Source organism: Kribbella sp. CA-245084, from assembly GCF_050942355.1.
Taxonomy (GTDB): Bacteria; Actinomycetota; Actinomycetes; order Propionibacteriales; family Kribbellaceae; genus Kribbella.
This window is the reverse complement of record NZ_CP192053.1, coordinates 7,594,124-7,607,846: the sequence shown is the minus strand read 5'-3', so window position 1 is coordinate 7,607,846 and position 13,723 is coordinate 7,594,124. Positions and strand designations below refer to the sequence as shown.

Genomic DNA, 13,723 nt, shown 5'->3' with positions numbered 1-13,723 from the left:
GGTTGCCACGAGCGCCGACCGGCGGAGTATGGCGAACGCCGCCGGGGACCGGCGGCGTTCGTGGTGTTAGTGCGTGCTGGTGATCACGTGTTGGTGATCACTTGCTGGGGCCGGTCTGCTGCGGATTCCTGCTCGCGTTCTGGCCGGCGGCTCGCGTCCCGGTGTCTTGTCTCGCGGACTCCGCCGTCTTGGTGGCTGCCGCCTGGGTCGAGTTGCGCACCGGCGCGACATCTCCGGCCGCTGCGGCTGCCCGTGCGGCTTCCTCCTTCGCCCTGATCTCCTTCGGGTCGGTCCCTCCCTGGAGCTGCGCGAAGTTCTCGCCCTGCGACTGCCCCGCAACCTGCGGCTGCCCTTGGACCTGCGGCTGTCCCTGGACCTGGGGCTGTGCCTGGGGTTGGCCCTGGAGCTGCGGCTGTCCCTGCGGTTGGCCCTGGACCTGCGGCTGGCCCTGGGTTGGAGGGCCGACGGGCTGTTCGGCGTGGGCCTCGGGGGCCTCCGCCGTCCTGGTCCAGTCTTCGCTCCTGCTGACCGGCTGTGCGGCGGTCTCGGCCTGCTGCTGAGCGCCTTCCTGCCCGCCCTGGACTACCTGCTGACTGCTGGCGGCGACGGGCTGCTGAGCTCCCTCACCGGCCTCCTGCTCGCCACCCTCAACCTGCTGGCCCTCAGCCGCTTGCGGGCCTCCGGCAACTTGCTGACCGTCGCCGACCTGCTGACCGTCGCCGGCCTGCTGCTGAGCGCCTTCCTGGCCGCCTTGGACTACCTGCTGGCCGCTCGCGGCGACCGGTTGCTGAGCCCCTTCACCGGCCTCCTGCTCGCCACCCTCAACCTGCTGGCCCTCAGCCGCTTGCGGGCCTCCGGCAACTTGCTGACTATCGCCGATCTGCTGGCCGTCGCCGACCTGTTGCCCCTCAGCCACTTGCTGACCGTCGCCGATCTGCTCGCCGTCGCCGACTTGCTGGCCGTTGGCGCCTTGGGTGCCCTCGCCGCCGGCCTCCGGGCCTTCGGTGGTTTGTTCGCCTTCGGGCTGTTGGGTGGCGGGCTGCTGGGCGGGATCTTCGGTCTGGATGATCGGGTGCTGGCCTACGTTGTGGAGGTTCGGATCGATCTCCGGGCGCTGGGCCGGCTGCTGGGTGGCCTGTTGGTTGGCCTGCTGGCTCGGGCGGTTGACCTCGTTCAGCAGGGCGGTCAGGTTGGTGTTCTCCTGCTGGATCTGGGCCATCCGGGTCTCGATCAGCAGCTTGATCTCGCCCTGCAGCCGCTGGAACTCGGCCAAGGCCTGGACCAGCGCCTGCTCGGTGTCCCCAGTCGCCTGGCTGCCGGCTGCAGCCACGAGCTGCTGCATCACCGCCGCTCCGCGCTGTGGTTGCGCCTGCACCCGCCCGCCCTGGATCTGTTGCCTCTGGCCCTGACCTTGAACCTGCTGACCTTGACCCTGTTGCCCCTGGCCCTGAACCTGCTGCTGACCGACACCCTGCTGCTGGCCGGCACCCTGGCCCGGACGTGGCGCATAGACCTCGGGCTTGAAGGCTGTCTCCATCTGGCCCTGGACCATGTTGGAGATCTGGCTCTTGGTCATGGTCGGGTCGTTGCCCATCGCCAGCCTGACGTTGGGATCGGCGTTCTTCGCCTCTTTGCCGGCCAGGACCATCGCGGCCTTGACCATCTTGGTTCCGTGCCGGACGTCCTGCCAGCGGGAGTACCGTTGCGCCACCCGGCTGAACGGGTTCCTGGTCGGGTTCTGCTGCCGTTGGGTCCGCTGCATCCGGTTGGTCGCACGCTGGCTCATCGTCTGCGAGGTGCCGGCATGCAGGTCGGGCCGGACCTGCCCGTTGACGCCTACCTGGGCCAGCCGCGCCAGATGCGCAGGCGTCATCCGGGAGCTGCCGATCCTGGCCAGGACGTCCCGGTCCCAGTTCTTCACGTCGCGCGCGGCCAGTGCGTAACCGGCCTTCATCGTCTTCGTGCCGCGTGACCGCGCACGCCAACGGGAGATTCGCCCTTGACGGGGCTCAGCAGAAGGCTCGCTCATCAGGTCTCCTAGTCGATGTACACGGCGTAGTTGACCCCGACCGACGTCGTCAGCGGGTCCTTGCTGGGCTTGTTGCTGTACAGGTGGATCTGGGCGCCCGGGCGCAGCCAGACGGCGAGGTGCCGGCGGCCGGTGCCGGCGCCTGGCTCCCACTCGTCGACGAACGTGACGCTGCTCTCATCACCGAGGTAGTCGGGCTGCCCCCAGTGCCTGGTGGCGAGCGAGAGTTGGTCCGGCCAGTGCGCGTCCAGCCCGGCCTCGGCCGCGGCGATGTCGTCCGGACCGATGTCGTACGCCGACCAGCCGCTGGCCGGGCAGTCCGGGAACGCGAGCCCGTCGAAAACGATCATCGTCGTCCCGCGCCGGGTGGTGAAACCCCAGGAGACCATCTCGTCGCCGATGACCTCGCCGGCCTCCAACGGCCACGGCTGCCAGGTCGTCTGACCCATCACCCGGTTCACCAGGGCGCGCACAACCTCCGGACCGGCTTCGTCGCCGTCCGGACCGGCGATCGTGCCCCAGTCCGGGATCTCGGCGAGATCCGCCATCGCCAGGTCGTCCTGGTCGAGCGGCCTGTCCTGCGTCTTCATCCGGCCCCGTCGTCCTTCCTCTCGGTCCCCGGCGGTAACCACTGACCGCAACCGTAGGCGGCGCAGTGGGTCATTCGCCAGCCAGTACGACGCGCCTGTGGACAACCTGGCTCCCGGCAATCGTCTCAGCCACAGACGGCATGCATGCGCCGATCAGACCAGGCCGTACGCTGGTCCGGTGAATACGGAACACCGCTACGGCTTCGAGACGCTCGCCATCCACGCCGGGAACGAGCCTGATCCGACCACCGGCTCGGTGGTCCCGCCGATCTACGCCACCAGCACCTACAAGCAGGACGGTGTCGGCGGGCTGCGCAACGGCTACGAGTACTCCCGCTCCGCGAACCCGACCCGGACGGCGCTCGAGGAGTGCCTGGCCGCGATCGAGGCGGGCAACCGCGGGTTCGCGTTCGCCAGCGGGCTGGCGGCCGAGGACACCCTGATCCGCTCGCTGTGCGTGCCCGGTGACCACGTGGTGTTCCCCGACGACGCGTACGGCGGCACCTTCCGGCTGTTCTCCAAGGTGCTCGGCACCTGGGGCGTCGAGATGACGCCGGCCGCAGTCACCCACCCGGAGGCGATCCGCGCCGCGATCCAGCCCGGGAAGACCAAGGTCGTCTGGCTCGAGACCCCCACCAACCCGTTGCTGAACGTCGCGGACATCGCCATCGTCGCCCAGATCGCGCACGATGCCGGCGCCCTGCTGGTCGTCGACAACACGTTCGCCTCGCCGTACCTGCAGCAGCCGCTGGAGCTCGGCGCGGACGTGGTCGTCCACTCGACCACGAAGTACATGGGCGGCCACTCCGACGTGGTCGGCGGCGCGCTCATCGTCCGTGACGCGGAGCTGGCCGAGAAGATCGCGTTTCACCAGAACGCGATCGGCGCTGTCGCCGGGCCGTTCGACTCGTGGCTGGTGCTGCGCGGCATCAAGACGCTCGGCGTCCGGATGGATCGGCACAGCGACAACGCCGAGAAGGTCGTCGAGTTCCTGCAGCGGCACAACTCCGTCAGCCAGGTGCTCTACCCCGGCATCGACGGCCACCCGGGCCACGAGACTGCCGCAAAGCAGATGAAGCGGTACGGCGGGATCGTGAGCTTCCGCGTCACCGGCGGCGAGAAGCATGCGCTGGACATCTGCAACAAGGCCGAGGTCTTCACGCTCGGCGAGTCCCTCGGCGGCGTCGAGTCGCTGATCGAGCACCCGGGCAAGATGACGCACGCCTCGGTCGCCGGTACGCCGCTGGAGGTGCCGGCCGACCTGATCCGCCTGAGCGTCGGCATCGAGACCATCGACGACCTGTTGCTCGACCTCGACCGCGCAATGGCATGAGCCTCGTAGTGGCCGTCGACTTCGGGTCGACGTTCACGAAGGCGGTTGCCGTGGACATCGGCTCGGGCGAGTTGGTCGCCCGAGCCGAGCACCGTACGACGATCGACACCGACGTGATGGACGGGTGGCATGCCTGCCGGGTCGCGCTCGAGGACGTCGACCGTGGCGTGAAGAAGGCCGAGGTGCTGGCCTGCTCGAGTGCGGGCGGCGGGCTGCGGATCGGTGTCGTGGGCAACGAAGAGCTCGTGACCGCGGAGGCGGGGAAGCGGGTCGCGTTGTCCAGCGGCGGCCGGGTGGTTGCCGTCGTCAACGGTGGGCTGACGGCAACCAGTCAGAAGGAGCTCCGCAAGGATCGCCCGGACGTCGTGCTGTTGCTCGGCGGGACCGACGGCGGCAACTCGGCGGTGCTGCTGAAGGCGACCGAGACGCTCGCGAAGTACAAGTGGCGGAAACCGGTCGTTGTCGCGGGCAACATCGACGCGCAGGCCGAGATCCGCGGCATCCTCACCGAGGCCGCCGTACCGCACGTGCTCGCGGACAACGTCGTACCGGAGATCGGCGTGTTCGCGCCGGACAGCGCGCGGGCGGCGATCCGGGAGATGTTCCTCGCGCATGTGATCGGCGGGAAGAACCTGTCGCGCGATCCGTCGTTCGCGAGCATGATCCGCGCCGCGACGCCGGACGTCGTACTGCGGGGTGTCGAGGTGCTCGCCGGCCTGCACGGCGATGTGGCGGTCGTCGATATCGGCGGCGCGACGACCGACGTGCACTCGGTGATCGAGCTCGACCCGGAGGACGCGAACCTCGGCCGCGAGGTCGTCGCCACGCATCCGGTCACCCGTACGGTCGAGGGCGATCTCGGGATGCGCTGGAGCGCCGTACCGGTGGTCGCCGCGGGCGCCGAGGCCGGGCTCATCGCGAACGTGGCCGAAGTACAAGCAGCTGCCGAACGCCGGCATGACGATCCGTCATTCCTCCCGCACGACGAGCAGGAAGCGTCGTACGACGAGACGCTGGCGAGCGTTGCCGCGACGGTCGCGCTGAGGCGGCATGCCGGACGGCAGCGGATCGTGTTCGGTCCGGGCGGGCGGGTGATCGAGCGATCCGGGAAGGACCTGCGCGAGGTGGATCTGCTCGTCGGCTCCGGGGGAGTGCTGCGGCACAACCCGCCGGAGGTCGCCGCCCGGATCCTGGGCTCGATCGGGACGAATGCGCGGGAGGAGGGCTGGCTCGTCCCCGAGCGCGCGGAGGTGTGCGTGGACGCGGACTACGTGCTCGCAGCCGTCGGCCTGCTCGCAGATGACGAGCCGAAGGCGGCGGAAGGGCTGGCCGCCCACATTCATGGAACCGGAGTACGCGGGCACTAGTCTCAGCAGCAACGAGCTGCGGAGGTGTGATGAGCGAGGCGGGGCGGGACGGCGCGGAGGTCTCCGAGGATCAGAGTCCGGTGGCGGACAACGAGGTCCTGGAGGAGACCGCTGAGTCGGAGGAGCAGAGGCTTGCCGATGATGTGGCGCCGGTGGATGACGCCGGAGTGACGCGCGGGATGTACATCGCCAGCACCTGGGCGTGGCGGTTCCTGGCGATCGTGGCCGCCGTGGTCGTGATCGGATATGGCATCCGGTACCTGTCCGAGGTCGTCGTACCGGTGACTGTCGGCGTACTCCTGACTGCTTTGCTTGTGCCCATCACCAACGGCCTGCAGAAGCTTCGCCTCCCGCGCGGCGCCGCGGCCGGGGTCACCGTGATCGCGACGGTCGTGGTGGTGGCCGGCCTCCTCACGTTGGTCGGCACGCAGATCGCAGGTCAGTTCGACAGCCTGTCGACCCAGGTCGGCGAAGGTGTGCAGAAGCTGCGTGAGCTCGGCCGGATCAACTTCGGCCTCACTGACCAGGACGTCACCAACGCGATCAAGACCCTGCGCGAACAGATCACCTCGGGCGGCGCGATCGGTCAGCAGGCAGCAGCGGTCGGTACGACGGCCACGCACGTCGTCGCCGGCCTGTTCATCGCGTTGTTCTGCCTGTTCTTCTTCCTGTACCAGGGCGATCAGATCTGGGCATGGCTGGTCCGGCTGTTCCCGCGCCGGGCCCGCGACAAGGCGGACTCCTCCGGGCGCAGGGCCTGGGTCTCGCTGACCGCGTTCGTCCGCGCGACGATCGTGGTCGCCGCCGTGGACGCGATCGGCATCTCGCTCGGCGCCGCGATCCTCGGCCTGCCGCTGGTGAGTGCGATCGGCATCCTGGTGTTCGTCGGCGCGTTCGTACCGGTCGTCGGCGCGCTGGTCAGCGGCGTGGTCGCCGTCCTCGTCGCGTTGGTTGCCAAGGGCCCCATTGTCGCGATCGTGATGCTCGCGGTCGTGATCGGCGTACAGCAGCTGGAGGCCCATGTCCTGCAGCCGTTCCTCCTCGGCCGCGCGGTCAGCGTCCACCCGCTCGCCGTCATCCTCTCGATCGCCACCGGCGTAATCATCGCCGGCATCGTCGGCGCCCTGGTAGCCGTCCCCACCGCCGCCGTCCTCAACGCCATCGTCAACCACCTAGCCGGCAATGACCCACCCCCCGACCCCCCACGCCGCCCCCTCCCCGGCCGGCGTCACCCACTCCCAGCCGAGGACTAGCTACCCCGCTCGCCCTTCGTACGCTCCTGGTTCAGCGATGCCCCTCGCCGTGCCGCCGCGCCCTGCGTCTGACTGGCAGCCCCTGATCCGGCCCTGGCCTGACCGGTCTCGGTGACGCGCATCGCGTTGTCCACGTCGGGGTTCGACGCGCGGGTCCGGATCTGCTGGGCCCAGTTGCCGAGATCATGCTTGAGGGCGGCGGTCTGTTCGGCGCTGAACCCGTGTTCGGCGTACTTCGCGTCCGGGATCCGCCCGGCCTGGTCCAGCTGGTACGCGAAGCCTTCACGGTCGATGCCGGACAACTCGCGCTCGTCCCCGAGCGCGAGCAGGTCGTCGCGAGAGTACCGGCCGGACTGGACCGCGGCCTCAAGATCGATGAAGTGCTTCGCCTCCGCCCGGTCGTAGGCCGCTCCGACCTTCGAACCGACCGAGTCCTCGACCGAGAGCATCGGTCCGACCTCGGTCTCGACCGGCGGCCGGCTGCGAAAGTCGCGGCCGATATCGACCTGGGTACTGCGGCCGTCCCGGCTCACGCTGAGCTTGGCGTGCTCGCCGGAGTGCTCGAGTACGTCGACCTGGTAGCCCTCGTCGCGGTACGCCGACTGCAGCCGGCCCATCGTCTGGTCGAAGTCACCCTGCCGGTCGGTGAACAGGTCGACGTCCTCCGGCGTCCGGACGCCGATGCCGTGCTCCTTGTAGGCCTGGCCGCCGGCGAGTGCGTAGCCGTCGTCGCGGATCGCGGACAACCCGATGCGGGCGACCTGAGCGTGTTCGGCGTCCATCACTGCCAGATACCGCCCGCGCCGATCTCGGCGAGCTGCGGGAACGCGGTGTGCCAGCGGCGGACGCAGTACCGCGGCAGATGCAGCTGCGGCCAGAGCTCGATCAGCAGGTCCTTGTTCACGAACCGGGTGAGCTGGTCGAGGTTCGAGGCTTCGCTGAGCACCTTTTGGTACAAGTACTCACGGTCCACGGGGTTGTCGAGGTCGTAGACACGTTGTGGGCCCCAGGCAACAGATGCCGGGAGCTCTACGAGCCCGCTCCGTGGACCGGTCAGCTGGTCCAGCGAGTCCGGTACGACGTAGGGGATGCGGGAGGCGTAGGAGTCCCCGGGCTGGGTCCGGCGCGGCTCGTTCATTCCTCCATCTTCTCCGATGGTCGGTCCAACCGCTCGGCCCACTGCGTCGCCGTGTCCCGGATCCGCGCGATCAGCTCGGGCGTGGCACCGTATTCCTGGAATCCCGCGCCGGGCAGCCGGCTGCCGGCGCGCAGTTGGCCGGCGAGCATCGTCCGGTCCAACGGCGTGACCTCGCGCTGGTCGGCGAGCGCGAGCAACTCCTCGGTGCCGTAGCGATTGCTGTCGAGCACTGCCTGTACGTCGATCAGGTCACGTGGCTCGAGCCGTGAGTACAGCGCGCCCACCTTGCTGCCGATGGCGTCGGCCTCCGACAGCACAGGTCCGACCGCGCTCGCCGTCGGCGGCAACAGCCGGTGGTCGACAGCAAGGTCCGCCTTGGCGGAGTTGCCGGCATCGGTGACCACGATCCGGGCGAAGGTCGCCACCTGGCGAGCGACTTCGACCTCCAGGCCGGCTCTTCGGTAGGCGGTGGCCAGCCGGTCGACGGACTCGGCGAAGTGAGCAGGGTCAAGGTCGTTGGTGAACAGGTCGATGTCGTCGGATTCGCGGGTTCCGTAGCCGTGGGCCTGGAGGGCGTAGCCGCCGGCGAGGACGAAGCCGTGGGCGGTCAGGGCTTTCAGGCCGATGGTGGCCAGCTTGGTTTGCAGCGGGTTCACGATGGTCAGTCTGCCCGGTCCGCCGTACGCGAAGACGCCGCCGAGGCTGGCTCGGCGGCGTCTTCGGGTGATCGGGATCAGCGGTTGAGGCCGTCCTTGTTGGTGTTCTTGGTGAGGTTGGCCGGCTGGTTGCCCTGCTGACCCGTCTCACCCGACTGCTCGGGCTGCGCCTGGGCGACAGCCTGGGCCGCCGGGGCTACGCCGGTGAGGCCGGCGCGGGCCGCGGTCTGCGCTTCCACCTGGGCCTGCGACTGCTGGGCGAGGTTCTGGAGGGCGTCGTTCGCCTCGACCGAGATCGGACCGCGCAGCTGCTGGCTCATCTGCTGGATCAGCGCGAGCCGGCTCTTGTCGTCCATGACCTGCGACATGTCGGCCTGCAGTTCCGGGTTGTTCCGCCCGGCGTTGAACGTCGCCAGCGAGCTCTCGGCCTTCAGCATCGTGCTGTTGAACTTGGCCTCGAACCACTGCCCCACCTTGCCAGGCGCCGAAGTGACAGCGTCCCGGGCAGTCCGGGCGCCGCCGACGACCGCATCGCGGGCGTCCCGGGCGCCACCGACCACCGCGTCGCGGGCATCCCGAGCGCCCGAGGCGATCTGCTGGCCGGTCGCGCTCAGACGATCGGCGCCGCTCTGCCACGCCTGATCGAGGGCGACCTGTCCGCGCTGCGCCGCAGTGACGACGCTGTCGCGAGCACCCTGGTAGGTCTCGGCGACCTGCCGGCCCGCCGCGGTCGCGCGGTCCACGCCGCGGTTGTACGCGCCGGCGACCTGCTGGCCGACCTGCTCGGCCCGGTCCCCGACGGCGTTCGCGCCGCGGACGACGGCGGCCTGGGCGTCCCGTGCACCCTGGACGACCGTGTCCCGGGTGCCCTCGTACGCGCGGGTAGCGGTGCCGACTGCGGCGTCGCGGTACTCGCGGGCCTGAGTCGCCAGGGTCTGGGCCGCCTCACTCAGCCGGTGCTGGGTGTTGTCGTAGGTCAGCTGCACCCGCGCGACGACGCCACGGACCGCGGCGTTCACCCGGTCGCGCAGCGGGTCGGTGTTCGCCGCCCGCATCAGGTTCGCCTGCTGGCGCGAGTCCAGGTTCGCGTACTCGAGGGTGGCCGACCGCTGCTCCGGGGACATGCCGACGAACGCCCGGAGGTTCTGCTGCTCGTTGTCGTTCAGATTGCGAAGCCAGTCGCCGGATTCCATCCAGTTGCCCTGCTGCCACGCGGGACCTTCGTTGGAAGGGGTGGTCATTACGTCTCCTAGTTGATGTAGATCGCGTAGTTGACGCCGACCGCAGTGGTCAGCGGGGAGGTGGTCGGCTTGGTGCTGAACAGCCGGAGGTGCGCGCCGGGCAGCAGCCAGGCGGCCAGGTGACGCTTGTCGGATCCGGCGCCCGGACCCCATTCGTCGAGGAAGCCCGGACGGCTGTCGTCGCCGATGTAGTCCGGCTCGCCGAAGTACTTGCGGGCCAGGTCGAGGTGGTCCGGCCAGTGGGCGTCGAGTCCGGCCTCGGCGTCGGCGATGTCGCCCGGCTCGATGCCGTAAGCGCACCAGCCGCTGTTCTTGGCGTCTGCGAAAGCCATGCCCGGGAAGACGATGATCGTGCTGCCGCGCTTGGTGGTGAAGCCCCAGGAGACCAGCACCGGGTCGATCTCCTCACCGGCGGCGAGCGGCCAGGGCTGCCAGTCGGTGGCGGAGGTGACCCGCTGCACGATCGCTCGGACGACCTCCGGCCCGCTCTTGTCGTTGTTCGGCCCGGCAATTGCCGACCAGTCGCGAATATCGGCGAAGTCGGCGAAGGCCCGGTCGTCCTCGTCGAGTGGTCTGTCCAGCGTTTTCATTCCGGACTTGTTCCTTCCGTCGGTGCGGTGTCAGAGGTGATCGAAGGTGCTGAAATAAAGGGGTTCCGGTCTAGCGGGCGGGGCCGTTCCGGTCGGTGCCGCGGGTCGTCGGGCCGCCGGTCTGGGGGCGCGCGCCCGCGTTGCCGGCTGCGCGCGTCTGGCCCGGTGGCCGCAGTCCGGCCCGCAGGCTCGGGTCCAGCGCCGCCGGGCTGACCGCCGGACCGGCCGCGGTCGCGAGGCGGTCCTGCGCGAGAGCGGTGAGCGAGGTCTCCGACACGCTACTGTCGACGGCTCCGGTCGGCGGCGGGTTCCCGACGTTCGCGAACATGTCGTCGCGTTGCCGTTCCCGGGTCGCGTGAACAGGTGTCCTCATGTCCCCTCCTCGTTGAGGTAGACCGTGTAGTTGATTCCGACCGATACCGACAAGGGGCGCGGTGTCGGCTTGTTGCTGTACAGGTGGATCTCTGCACCGGGCGGCGTCCACACGGCGAGGTGGCGACGGTCGACGCCGGCGCCCGGGGACCAGTCGTCGACGAATCCGGTCTTGCTGTCGATTCCGACGTACGCCGGCTGTCCCCAATGTCGGCAGGCGAGGTCGAACTTCGCCGGCCAGTGTTCGTCGAGCCCGGCGATCGCGGCGTCGATGTCGGTGCGCTCGATCGCGAACGCGACCCAGCCGCTGAACGGGCTGTGCGGCAGCACCTGGTCGTCGTACACGGCGAGCTCGGTCTTGCGGCGGGTCAGGAAACCCCAACCGTCCAGCTGGTCGTCGATCACCGTCCTGCGGGTGATCGGCCACGGCTTCCAGTTCGTCGCGGACTTGACCCTGCGGATCAGGCGGCGCACCGGGTCCGGCCCGGTACCGCCCGACTGCGGTCCGCCGAGGCGTCGCCAGTCGCGGACCTCGGCGAGGTCCGCCATCGCGCGGTCGTCGTCGTCCAACGGCCGGTCAAGAGTCTTCATCCGTGAGGCTGTCCCTGTCGTCGCGGTGCATCACACTCTGCTGTCGAAACTAAGACCCCGGCGGGGTCAGGCGGGCCGTTCTTCTCACCGAGAGCACAAAGAACAGCCGCCCTGGGAAGCTTCCCAGGACGGCTGTCGGGTAGGTCAACCGGAGTTTGGTCTCAGTGCGGTAAACCTCAGTGCTGAGTTAGTGCATGGCGGCGGCTGCGGAGGACTCCAGCGAGTCCTCGGTCTCGCCCTCTGCCTTCGGCCCGTCGTGACGGCCGGCCAGCCGCTGCTCCGGGGTGATGATCGCCAGGATCAGCGCGATCGCCAGGAACGGCAGCGAGACCAGGAAGACGTCGTCCATCGCGTCGACGAGCCCGTGCAGTGCGAAGCCCTTCAGCGGCTCCTTCAGCCCGTGCAGTGCCTGGACGCTGTTGGCGGCCTTGGCCAGTCCGTCGACCATCGACTGCGTGGCGTTCGGAACGATGTCGGACAGGTGCGTCTTCAGTCGGGTGGTCAGTACGGCGCCGTAGACCGCCGTACCGATCGCGCCACCCATCGAGCGGAAGAAGGTCATCGTCGAGGTCGCCGTGCCCATGTGCAGCCGGGGCACGCTGTTCTGCGCGGCGGTGACGGTGATCTGCATCGACAGACCCAGACCGGCGCCCATCACGAACATGTAGATCGCCAGCTGCCAGTACGGCGTGGTCAGGCTCAGCGTGGACAGCAGCACCATCGCGCTGCTGACCAGGACCGCGGAGATGATCGGGAAGTGCTTGTACCGCCCGCTCTTGCTCATCATCTGGCCGCTCGGGATCGACGCGGAGAAGATACCGACGATCATCGGCAGCAACGCCAGGCCGGAGCGGGTCGGCGACAGGTCCTTGACAGCCTGCAGGTACAGCGGCAGGAAGATCAGCGCACCGAACATCGCGAAGCCCAGCAGGAACGCGTACCCGGCGTACCCGGAGAAGATCCGGCCCTTGAACAGGTCCATCGGGATGATCGGCTCGGCGACCCGCAGCTCGATCAGGACGAAGGCGACGGCCAGTAGGGCGGAGCCGATCAGCAGCGCCAGCGTGGTCGCGGTGCCCCAGCCGTTGGTCGGACCGCTCCAGGAGATTGCCAGCAGCAACGAGGTGACCGCGGCGGCGATCGTGGAGGCGCCCAGGTAGTCGATCTTGTGCGAGCGCTTCACGTGCGGCAACCGGAGTACGGCGGCAACGATGCCCAGGGCAACCAGACCGATCGGCACGTTGATCCAGAAGATCCAGCGCCAGCCGGGACCGTCGGTGAGCAGACCGCCGAGCAGCGGGCCGGCCACCGAGGACAGGCCGAAGACGGCACCGAAGTACCCCATGTACTTACCGCGCTCGCGCGGCGGGATCACGTCGCCGATGGTGGCGAACGCGAGGGACATCAGACCGCCGGCGCCCAGACCCTGGACGGCGCGGAAGCCGATCAGCTGCTCGATGTTCTGCGACAGCGCGGACAGCACCGAGCCGCCGAGGAAGGTGACGATCGCCGCGATGAACAGCGGGCGGCGGCCGTAGAGGTCGGAGATCTTTCCCCACAGGGGGGTCGAGGCGGTCGAGGTCAGCAGGTACGCCGTGACCACCCAGGACAACTTGTCGAGGCTGTTGAACTCGCTGACGATACGCGGCAGCGCCGTACCCACGATGCTCTGGTCGAGCGCGGCCAGGAACATCCCGGCCATCAGGCCGCCGAGAATCACCAGGATCTGCTTGTGGGACAGGTAGCTAGGACCGCTATCAGGCGCAGCGCCGCCGGCGGTGGCTGGCTCTGTGGTGCTCATTTGGTGCTCTCCAGGTTCTTGTCGGTGTTCTCACGGTCTACGGGGTCGCCGCTGGCCGCGAAGTCTTTGTCTGTACTGCGCTCTGCCTGCGGCGAAGGTCTCGGGGCCACAGCGGCCCACCCCTTCTCGGCCCAGGCGGCGCTGGCAGGTACTTCGGTCCGGGCGGCGACGCCGTCCGCGAAGCGGGTCATCAGCCGCTCGAAGGTCTGCACGTCCTCCTCGGACCAGCCCTCCATCGCGGCGCTCAGCAGCTCCATCCGGTGACGGGCGCTGGCTTCCCATTGCTCGATGCCCTCGTCGGTCAGCTCGACCCGGAAGGCGCGGCCGTCGTCGGGGTCGGGGGAGCGGCGGACCAGGCCCAGCTGCTCCAGGGACCGGACGTGCCGGCTGGTGGTCGAGGCGTCGAGCTCGAGACGCCCGGCGAGGTCGGACAGGCGCAGTGCGCCGTTGCACCGCAGTACGAACAGCACGACGTGCGCGCTGTGGTCGATCGTGTCGCCGGGCTGCTTGGCTTTCAGCCGGCGTCCGATCCGGGTGAACGCGTGCATGACGCCCTCGATGGGGGTCTGCGGAGAGTACGCGTCGTTTACTTGCATGCTGCAAGCATATACATGCTTGCGTGATACACGCAAATGAGTTTCCAAGATGTTCAAGTGAGTCGCCACTTATTTGCTCTCGGTCGCCGGATGGTCACTGTCCGCAGCGAAGGACGTCGGTCCTTCACCCTTTCGACGGTGGAAGGGGGTGTTTTGTGACGCGAGG

14 protein-coding genes are annotated in these 13,723 nt (G+C 69.0%); 3 read left to right on the top strand and 11 right to left on the bottom strand.

Translation table 11 applies throughout. The features are described 5' to 3' along the window. Positions 1-97: 97 nt before the first annotated feature. On the bottom strand, positions 98-2,029 hold the full coding sequence (locus tag ACQPYH_RS36220) for a hypothetical protein (protein ID WP_432880906.1): 1,932 nt from the start codon (positions 2,027-2,029) through the stop codon (positions 98-100). Between the two features lie 8 nt (positions 2,030-2,037). Then, entirely contained in the window at positions 2,038-2,619 is a 582-nt protein-coding gene (locus ACQPYH_RS36215) for a hypothetical protein (protein ID WP_432880904.1), read from the bottom strand. A gap of 178 nt (positions 2,620-2,797) precedes the next feature. Here ACQPYH_RS36215 and ACQPYH_RS36210 point away from each other — a divergent pair, with 178 nt between their 5' ends. The 3 genes from ACQPYH_RS36210 to ACQPYH_RS36200 are packed head-to-tail and all read left to right on the top strand — an operon-like array spanning position 2,798 to position 6,572. Next, the gene (locus ACQPYH_RS36210; RefSeq protein WP_432880901.1) at positions 2,798-3,952 is read left to right on the top strand and encodes a cystathionine gamma-synthase; all 1,155 of its coding nucleotides are present in this window, start codon (positions 2,798-2,800) and stop codon (positions 3,950-3,952) included. Then, complete coding sequence (locus ACQPYH_RS36205) at positions 3,949-5,319, top strand: glutamate mutase L (protein ID WP_432880899.1); 1,371 nt, start codon at positions 3,949-3,951, stop codon at positions 5,317-5,319. The genes ACQPYH_RS36210 and ACQPYH_RS36205 overlap by 4 nt, the downstream gene beginning before the upstream one ends. Positions 5,320-5,348: 29 nt before the next feature. Beyond that, positions 5,349-6,572, top strand: a complete 1,224-nt coding sequence (locus ACQPYH_RS36200) for an AI-2E family transporter (protein ID WP_432880896.1) — start codon at positions 5,349-5,351, stop codon at positions 6,570-6,572. Here ACQPYH_RS36200 and ACQPYH_RS36195 read toward each other — a convergent pair. The 9 genes from ACQPYH_RS36195 to ACQPYH_RS36155 form a co-directional block, all read right to left on the bottom strand. Beyond that, complete coding sequence (locus ACQPYH_RS36195) at positions 6,569-7,354, bottom strand: nucleotidyl transferase AbiEii/AbiGii toxin family protein (RefSeq protein WP_432880893.1); 786 nt, start codon at positions 7,352-7,354, stop codon at positions 6,569-6,571. The two genes, ACQPYH_RS36200 and ACQPYH_RS36195, sit on opposite strands and share 4 nt — an antisense overlap. Continuing rightward, positions 7,354-7,710, bottom strand: a complete 357-nt coding sequence (locus tag ACQPYH_RS36190) for a transcriptional regulator (protein ID WP_432880890.1) — start codon at positions 7,708-7,710, stop codon at positions 7,354-7,356. Before ACQPYH_RS36190 ends, ACQPYH_RS36195 begins: the two co-directional genes overlap by 1 nt. Continuing rightward, positions 7,707-8,366 carry a nucleotidyl transferase AbiEii/AbiGii toxin family protein gene (locus tag ACQPYH_RS36185; RefSeq protein WP_432880888.1) on the bottom strand — a complete coding sequence of 220 codons (660 nt, stop codon included), beginning with the start codon at positions 8,364-8,366 and terminating at the stop codon, positions 7,707-7,709. The genes ACQPYH_RS36190 and ACQPYH_RS36185 overlap by 4 nt, the downstream gene beginning before the upstream one ends. A 77-nt stretch (positions 8,367-8,443) precedes the next feature. Beyond that, positions 8,444-9,607, bottom strand: coding sequence for a hypothetical protein (locus ACQPYH_RS36180; protein WP_432880886.1), 1,164 nt, complete (start codon positions 9,605-9,607; stop codon positions 8,444-8,446). Positions 9,608-9,615: 8 nt separating this feature from the next. Next, positions 9,616-10,197: a hypothetical protein gene (locus tag ACQPYH_RS36175; protein WP_432880883.1), complete on the bottom strand. Its 582-nt coding sequence runs from the start codon at positions 10,195-10,197 to the stop codon at positions 9,616-9,618. Positions 10,198-10,267: 70 nt separating this feature from the next. Continuing rightward, the gene (locus ACQPYH_RS36170; protein WP_432880880.1) at positions 10,268-10,570 is read right to left on the bottom strand and encodes a hypothetical protein; all 303 of its coding nucleotides are present in this window, start codon (positions 10,568-10,570) and stop codon (positions 10,268-10,270) included. Beyond that, positions 10,567-11,160 carry a hypothetical protein gene (locus ACQPYH_RS36165; RefSeq protein ID WP_432880878.1) on the bottom strand — a complete coding sequence of 198 codons (594 nt, stop codon included), beginning with the start codon at positions 11,158-11,160 and terminating at the stop codon, positions 10,567-10,569. The genes ACQPYH_RS36170 and ACQPYH_RS36165 overlap by 4 nt, the downstream gene beginning before the upstream one ends. Positions 11,161-11,347: 187 nt before the next feature. Beyond that, positions 11,348-12,961 (bottom strand): MDR family MFS transporter, encoded by a 1,614-nt coding sequence (locus ACQPYH_RS36160; protein ID WP_432880875.1) that lies wholly within the window; start codon positions 12,959-12,961, stop codon positions 11,348-11,350. Next, positions 12,958-13,557, bottom strand: coding sequence for a MarR family winged helix-turn-helix transcriptional regulator (locus ACQPYH_RS36155; RefSeq protein ID WP_432880872.1), 600 nt, complete (start codon positions 13,555-13,557; stop codon positions 12,958-12,960). Before ACQPYH_RS36155 ends, ACQPYH_RS36160 begins: the two co-directional genes overlap by 4 nt. Positions 13,558-13,723: the final 166 nt, after the last annotated feature.